General features: G+C 68.7%; 7 protein-coding genes. 2 read left to right on the top strand and 5 right to left on the bottom strand.

Going from position 1 to position 6,484, the window contains the following annotated elements; translation table 11 throughout:
- Positions 1–266 precede the first annotated feature (266 nt).
- The 3 genes from BKI49_RS27915 to thyX all read right to left on the bottom strand — a co-directional run bounded on the left by BKI49_RS27915 (position 267) and on the right by thyX (position 3,941).
- Complete coding sequence (locus BKI49_RS27915; RefSeq protein WP_095937027.1) at positions 267–1,952, bottom strand: ribonuclease J; 1,686 nt, start codon at positions 1,950–1,952, stop codon at positions 267–269.
- A gap of 137 nt (positions 1,953–2,089) precedes the next feature.
- Positions 2,090–2,989 (bottom strand): 4-hydroxy-tetrahydrodipicolinate synthase, encoded by a 900-nt coding sequence (gene dapA / locus BKI49_RS27910; protein WP_095937026.1) that lies wholly within the window; start codon positions 2,987–2,989, stop codon positions 2,090–2,092.
- Between the two features lie 211 nt (positions 2,990–3,200).
- The gene (gene thyX / locus BKI49_RS27905) at positions 3,201–3,941 is read right to left on the bottom strand and encodes an FAD-dependent thymidylate synthase (protein WP_028802550.1); all 741 of its coding nucleotides are present in this window, start codon (positions 3,939–3,941) and stop codon (positions 3,201–3,203) included.
- Positions 3,942–4,165: 224 nt separating this feature from the next.
- On the opposite strand from thyX, the gene BKI49_RS27900 reads away from it, so the two are divergent.
- On the top strand, positions 4,166–4,405 hold the full coding sequence (locus BKI49_RS27900) for a hypothetical protein (protein WP_095937025.1): 240 nt from the start codon (positions 4,166–4,168) through the stop codon (positions 4,403–4,405).
- Positions 4,406–4,495: 90 nt separating this feature from the next.
- The gene (locus tag BKI49_RS27895; protein ID WP_095937024.1) at positions 4,496–5,053 is read left to right on the top strand and encodes a hypothetical protein; all 558 of its coding nucleotides are present in this window, start codon (positions 4,496–4,498) and stop codon (positions 5,051–5,053) included.
- A gap of 170 nt (positions 5,054–5,223) precedes the next feature.
- Here BKI49_RS27895 and BKI49_RS27890 read toward each other — a convergent pair whose 3' ends face one another.
- On the bottom strand, positions 5,224–5,676 hold the full coding sequence (locus BKI49_RS27890; RefSeq protein ID WP_095937023.1) for a tetratricopeptide repeat protein: 453 nt from the start codon (positions 5,674–5,676) through the stop codon (positions 5,224–5,226).
- 31 nt (positions 5,677–5,707) lie between these two features.
- Positions 5,708–6,460, bottom strand: a complete 753-nt coding sequence (gene dapB / locus BKI49_RS27885) for a 4-hydroxy-tetrahydrodipicolinate reductase (protein WP_095937022.1) — start codon at positions 6,458–6,460, stop codon at positions 5,708–5,710.
- Positions 6,461–6,484: the final 24 nt, after the last annotated feature.

Raw genomic sequence — 6,484 nt, 5'->3', positions numbered from 1 at the left:
AGTTTCCCTTCGGTCTTGCGTTTCCGACTCTATCAGATCTTTCCGATCCGATTTCCTCGGTGCTTTCCAGGTTCTCGCTTTCGCGTTTCCCTTTCCGGCGGTTCCGACTTTATCAGAGATTCTGAGTCGGAATTTCCGCCCTGCTCGGGTGGTTCCGGGCACGCAGTTGTGCCGGGTTCCCGTTCAGGCGGAGCCGTAAACGTACTGGAGCGGGGCGCCCCGATGCAAATCGAGGCGCCCCGCTCCTGGTTGGCGCGTCTGTGAGGTCAGACCTCGACGACGACCGGGAGGATCATCGGGCGTCGGCGGTAGGTGTCGGAGACCCACTTGCCCAGCGTGCGGCGGATGAGTTGCTGCAGCTGGTGGGGCTCGACCACGCCGTCCTGGGCGGAGCGTTCCAGGACCTCGGTGATCTTCGGGACGACGTCTGCGAAGGCGGAGTCGTCGATACCGGAGCCCCGTGCCTGGACGTGCGGACCACCGGTGATCTTTCCGGTGCTGGAGTCCATCACCACGAAGACCGAGATGATGCCCTCGTCACCGAGGATCTTGCGGTCCTTGAGCGCGGGCTCGCCGACGTCACCGACCGAGAGGCCGTCGACGTACACGTATCCGGCCTGGACCTTGCCGGAGATCTTGGCCTTGCCCTCGACGAGGTCGACCACGACGCCGTCCTCGGCGATCACGATGCGGTCGTGCGGGACGCCGGTGAGAGCGCCGAGTTCGGCGTTGGCGCGCAGGTGACGCCATTCGCCGTGGACGGGCATCAGGTTCCGCGGCTTGCAGATGTTGTAGAAGTACAGCAGCTCACCGGCGGAGGCGTGGCCGGAGACGTGCACCTTGGCGTTGCCCTTGTGGACGACGTTCGCGCCCCAGCGGGAAAGGCCGTTGATGACGCGGTAGACCGCGTTCTCGTTGCCCGGGATCAGGGACGACGCCAGGATGACCGTGTCGCCCTGGACGATGCGGATCTGGTGATCCCGGTTCGCCATCCTCGACAGGGCGGCCATCGGCTCGCCCTGGGAACCCGTGCAGACGAGCACGACCTCGTTGTCCGGCAGGTCGTCCAGTGTCTTGACGTCGACCACCAGGCCCGGCGGGACCTTGAGGTATCCGAGGTCGCGCGCGATGCCCATGTTGCGGACCATCGAGCGGCCGACGAAGGCGACCCGGCGGCCGTACTCGTGGGCGGCGTCGAGGATCTGCTGGATGCGGTGGACGTGGCTGGCGAAGCTCGCGACGATGATCCGCTTGTGGGCGCCGGCGAACACCTGGCGCAGCACGTTGGAGATGTCGCGCTCGGGCGGGACGAATCCCGGGACCTCGGCGTTGGTGGAGTCCGCGAGCAGGAGGTCGATGCCCTCCTCGCTCAGCCGTGCGAACGCGTGCAGGTCCGTGAGACGGCGGTCCAGCGGAAGCTGGTCCATCTTGAAGTCGCCGGTGTGGACGGCCATGCCCGCAGGGGTGCGGATGGCGACCGCGAGGGCGTCCGGGATGGAGTGGTTGACGGCGATGAACTCGCAGTCGAAGGGGCCGATGCGCTCGCGCTGGCCCTCGGCCACTTCGAGCGTGTACGGGCGGATGCGGTGCTCCTGAAGCTTCGCCTCGATGAGGGCGAGGGTCAGCTTGGAGCCGATGAGCGGGATGTCCGGCTTCTCGCGCAGGAGGAAGGGGACACCGCCGATGTGGTCCTCGTGGCCGTGCGTGAGGACGATGCCCTCGATGTCGTCGAGGCGGTCCCTGATGGACGTGAAGTCCGGCAGGATCAGGTCGATTCCGGGCTGCTCCTCCTCGGGGAAGAGCACTCCGCAGTCGACGATCAGCAGGCGGCCTCCGTATTCGAAGACCGTCATGTTCCGGCCGATTTCGCCGAGGCCGCCGAGCGGGGTGACCCTGAGGCCGCCCTCGGGGAGCTTGGGCGGCGGACCGAGTTCAGGATGCGGATGACTCAAAAGACTCTCCTCACCACGCGCGCCACGTACCTGGTAGGGCACGTGGCGCGCGTGACGTTCGTGCAGTAGCAGTTGTCTGTGTGGGGTGCAGGCCGGTGGCCTGCGGGATCATGCGTATTCAGTTGTGAAGTCTGTGATTAGAGCTGTACCCCGCCGGCGGCAAGATCGATCTTGAGCTGAGCGGTCTCCTCGGGCGACAGCTCGACCATGGGGGCGCGCAGCGGCCCGGCGGGCAGACCCTGGAGGGTGAGCGCGGCCTTGGTGGTCATGACGCCCTGGGTGCGGAACATGCCGGTGAAGACCGGGAGCAGCTTCTGGTGGATCTCGGTGGCCTTCTGGACGTCGCCCGAGAGGTAGGCGTCGAGCATGGCGCGCAGGTCCGGGGTGACGACGTGGCCGACGACGGAGACGAAGCCGACCGCGCCCACGGAGAGCAGGGGCAGGTTCAGCATGTCGTCGCCGGAGTACCAGGCGAGGCCGGAGCGGGCGATGGCCCAGCTGGCTCGGCCGAGGTCTCCCTTGGCGTCCTTGTTGGCGACGATGCGCGGGTGCGCGGCGAGGCGCACGATCGTCTCCGTGTTGATCGGCACGCCGCTGCGGCCCGGGATGTCGTAGAGCATCACCGGCAGCTCGGTCGCGTCGGCGATGGCCGAGAAGTGCCGGTAGAGGCCCTCCTGAGGGGGCTTGTTGTAGTACGGCGTGACGGTCAGCAGGCCGTGCGCGCCGACCTTCTCGGCGGCGCGTGCCAGCTCGATGCTGTGGTGGGTGTCGTTCGTGCCGACACCGGCGACGATGTGGGCACGGTCGCCGACCGCCTCCAGCACGACTCGTACGAGGTCCGCTTTCTCCGCGTCGCTGGTGGTCGGGGACTCGCCGGTGGTGCCGTTGATGATCAGGCCGTCGTTGCCTGCGTCCACCAGGTGGGCGGCGAGCCGCTGTGCGCCGTCGAGGTCGAGTGCGCCGTCCGCCGTGAAGGGCGTGACCATGGCGGTGAGGACCCTCCCGAAGGGGGTCTGCGGAGTGGAGGTCGGAGCCATGGGTAACACGCTACTCGCTGCTCAACGCGTGGTCTGCCCTCGGGGGACACGACAAAACATGACAAATGCGGAGCCCGGCACTGCCTGCTCGGGGGTTCAAGCAGTGCCGGGTCCGTTTGATCAGGCTAGATGAACTTCTCGAAATGCCGCAATACGGACACTTCACTCGGCTGATCCGTACATCTGTACCGCGCGGCGCGCGGGGCGCGCGCTACGGCGCCACACGACCGTTCGCATTGAAGGCCGCGTAGGTGAGCGGCATGAGCCCGGCCCACTCCGCCTCCATCCGCTCGCCGACCATCTCGATCTCCCGCTGCGGGAAGGACGGCACCTTCGCCAGCTCGTGCTGGGTGCGCAGGCCGAGGAAGTGCATCAGCGAGCGCGCGTTGCACGTGGCGTACATCGAGGAGAAGAGGCCGACCGGGAGGACCGCGCGAGCCACCTCCCGGGCCACACCGGCGGCGAGCATCTCCTGGTAGGCCTCGTACGCCTGGCGGTACGAGTCCTCCATCACACGGCCCGTGAGCTCCTGCTGCGCCTGCGTGCCCTCGACGAAGACGTACTTGCCGGGGCGGCCCTCCTGGACCAGCTTGCGGGACTCGTCCGGGACGTAGAAGACGGGCTGGAGCTCCCTGTACCGGCCCGATTCCTCGTTGTACGACCAGCCCACGCGGTGCCGCATGAACTCGCGGAACACGAAGATCGGGGCGCTGATGAAGAAGGTCATCGAATTGTGCTCGAAGGGGCTGCCGTGACGGTCCCGCATGAGGTAGTTGATCAGGCCCTTCGAGCGCTCCGGGTCCTTCTGCAGCTCGTCCAGGGACTGCTCCCCCGCGGTGGAGACACGGGCGGCGAACAGCACGTCGGCGTCGGACGCGGTGTGCTTGATCAGCTCGACGGTGACATCACTGCGGAAGCTGGGCTTGAGGTCGTCGGCGGGAGTGTCGGTCACGGTGCGGAGGGTCCTTCCCATCACAGGCTCGGGCGGCGCCCACTCTACGGGCCGCCACTGACAACGGGGCGTTCGGTACCGTGCCGCGACATTCGGCGGCGAACTTCTGCGAATTCGGTGATTCTGGGCACCTCTTGAGACAATCGCTCGTCTGTATGGGTGACGGTGACTGCGTTCGAGTCACCGCCGCCCGCACACCCACGAGTCTCAGAGGAAGCCGCCCCATGTTCCGTCGGCGCGAGCCCGTCCCGTTCGCCTTCATCGCCGAAGCCGACAAGTTCCGCAGCAACGTCACTCCCCCGCCCCGCGAGCGGGCCTCCGCCGGACAGATAGCCGGCCGGTGGCTCATAGGGCTCACCGTGGTCGCCGGACTCGCCGGTTCCCTCATCCTCGGGATGCCCGCTCTCTCGCAGGACCAGTCACCTGCCACGACGCAGCACTCCGAGGCGTCGGACGGCCGCTGACTCTTCCGGACCCCCAAGGGTGGTGAGCGGGCATGGGGCTCGATAGCCTCACCGGGCACAGCCCATGCGTGGATCGAGTGAGGATCAGTCGTGCCCCTGCCCTTCCTGACGGCGGACCGTGCCTTTGACGAGGCGGCGGACGACCTCGCGCTGCCCTTCGACGACCTCGACCGCTGGCGGCGCCCCTACCGGCCCGGACCATGGCGGGTGGGCGCGGCCGCGCTCGTCCTGCTGCTCGCTTCGTACGTGCTCGTCGCCGCGGTGATCATCGCCGTGGCCGGGACCCTCGCCGCGGCGGTGGCCTGTCTGGCCGGCGCCCTGGTAGCGATACTGGCCGCGCTCCGGCTGCTGCGCATGGGCGTCTGGGTCAGTGCGCGCGGGCTGCGCAGAGTGGGCTTCTTCGTCACGAGCACGGCGCCGTGGCAGCAGGTCGTCGCGGTGCGGACCGTGCAGCAGCCGGTGCGCTGGCTGGGTCTGCCGCGCACCGTCCAGGGTCAGGCCCTGGTCCTCGTACGCCGGGATCGCTCCCCCGAGGACCTGCCGCCGCTGCTGACCACGCACAACGCCGACTTCCTGGCGCGTTCGGAGGCCTTCGAGCGGGCCGCGGACACCATCGAGGTGTGGGCGGACGAGTACCGGCCCGGCTGACAGGCACGCCTGCGCGGCGCGACGACGGCTACGCCGCACATGCCTCACGACATGACGAAAGGGCCGGTCCGCGGTGGCGGACCGGCCCTTTCGCGTCGCTCGATCCAGGAACGCGGCGGCCCCGGAGCACTCGCGCCTCCCGCGCGACAGCGGTCGGGCCGGTCCTGGGGCTACGCCTCCAGGGTTCTGCCCTCGCGCAGGGCGATGGCACGTTGCATCGCCTTGCGGGCGCGCGGGGTGTCGCGGGCGTCGTGGTAGGCGACGGCCAGACGGAACCAGCTGCGCCAGTCGTCCGGGGCGTCCTCGGTCTCGGCCTTGCGCTTGGCGAACACCTCGTCGGCCGAGTCGCGGTCGATGCGGCCGCCCGCGGTGCGCTTCAGCTCGTCGACGGGCAGTCCGCCCTCGGCGTCGAGCTCGGCGGCCAGCCGGTTGGCCTTACGGACGAACTGGGTGTTCTTCCACAGGAACCAGATACCGATGACCGGCAGGATCAGCACCGCGACACCGAAGGTGACGGTGATCAGGGTGCCGTTCTGGATGAGCAGCACGCCCCGGCTGCCGACCAGGACGAAGTAGACGACCAGGACGGCGGCCGTGACGGCATAGGTGATCTTCGCGCGCATGTCTGCCAGCTATCTGTGTCCGTCCCCCGGCTCAGCCGAGGTCCAGGAAGTTTTCCAGGCCGAAGGTGAGGCCGGGCGTGGTCACCACGCGGCGGACACCGAGCAGGATGCCCGGCATGAAGCTGCTGTGGTGCAGGGAGTCGTGGCGGATCGTGAGCGTCTCGCCCTCCCCGCCGAGCAGGACCTCCTGGTGGGCCAGCAGGCCGCGCAGGCGGACCGCGTGCACCGGGACGCCGTCGACGTCCGCGCCGCGGGCGCCGTCCAGGGCGGTGACCGTGGCGTCGGGCTGCGGGGCGCTGCCGGCGCGCTCGCGAGCGGCGGCGATGAGCTGAGCGGTGCGCGTGGCGGTGCCGCTGGGAGCGTCCACCTTGTTCGGGTGGTGCAGCTCGACGACCTCGACGGACTCGAAGTACGGCGCGGCGACCTCGGCGAACTTCATGGTCAGGACTGCGCCGATGGAGAAGTTGGGCGCGATGAGCACGCCCGTCTCCGGGGACGCGGCCAGCGAGGTGTTGAGCTGCGCGAGACGCTCGTCGGTCCAGCCGGTCGTACCGACCACGGCGTGGATGCCGTGCCGGACGCAGAAGTCGAGGTTGCCCATCACCGAGCCCGGCGTGGTCAGCTCGACCACGACCTCCGCGCCCGCCTCGACCAGCGACTCCAGCTTGTCGCCGCGGCCCAGCGCGCCCACCAGCTCCATGTCGTCGGCGGCCTCGACGGCTCGTACCGCCTCGGATCCGATCCGGCCCTTGGCACCGAGGACCGCCACGCGCAGCTTGCTCATTGCTTCGTTCCTTACAGAGACGGG

The organism is Streptomyces sp. Tue6028, assembly GCF_002300165.1.
GTDB classification, from domain to species: domain Bacteria; phylum Actinomycetota; class Actinomycetes; order Streptomycetales; family Streptomycetaceae; genus Streptomyces; species Streptomyces siamensis.
The sequence above is the reverse complement of the archived record's forward strand: the minus strand, read 5'-3'. Positions and strand labels throughout refer to the sequence as shown.

Coding starts and splice junctions, on each gene's coding strand:
- dapA (WP_095937026.1), bottom strand. CDS start 2,989: ATGGCTCCGACCTCCACTCCGCAGACCCCCTTCGGGAGGGTCCTCACC.
- BKI49_RS27900 (WP_095937025.1), top strand. CDS start 4,166: ATGTTCCGTCGGCGCGAGCCCGTCCCGTTCGCCTTCATCGCCGAAGCC.
- BKI49_RS27890 (WP_095937023.1), bottom strand. CDS start 5,676: ATGCGCGCGAAGATCACCTATGCCGTCACGGCCGCCGTCCTGGTCGTC.
- dapB (WP_095937022.1), bottom strand. CDS start 6,460: ATGAGCAAGCTGCGCGTGGCGGTCCTCGGTGCCAAGGGCCGGATCGGA.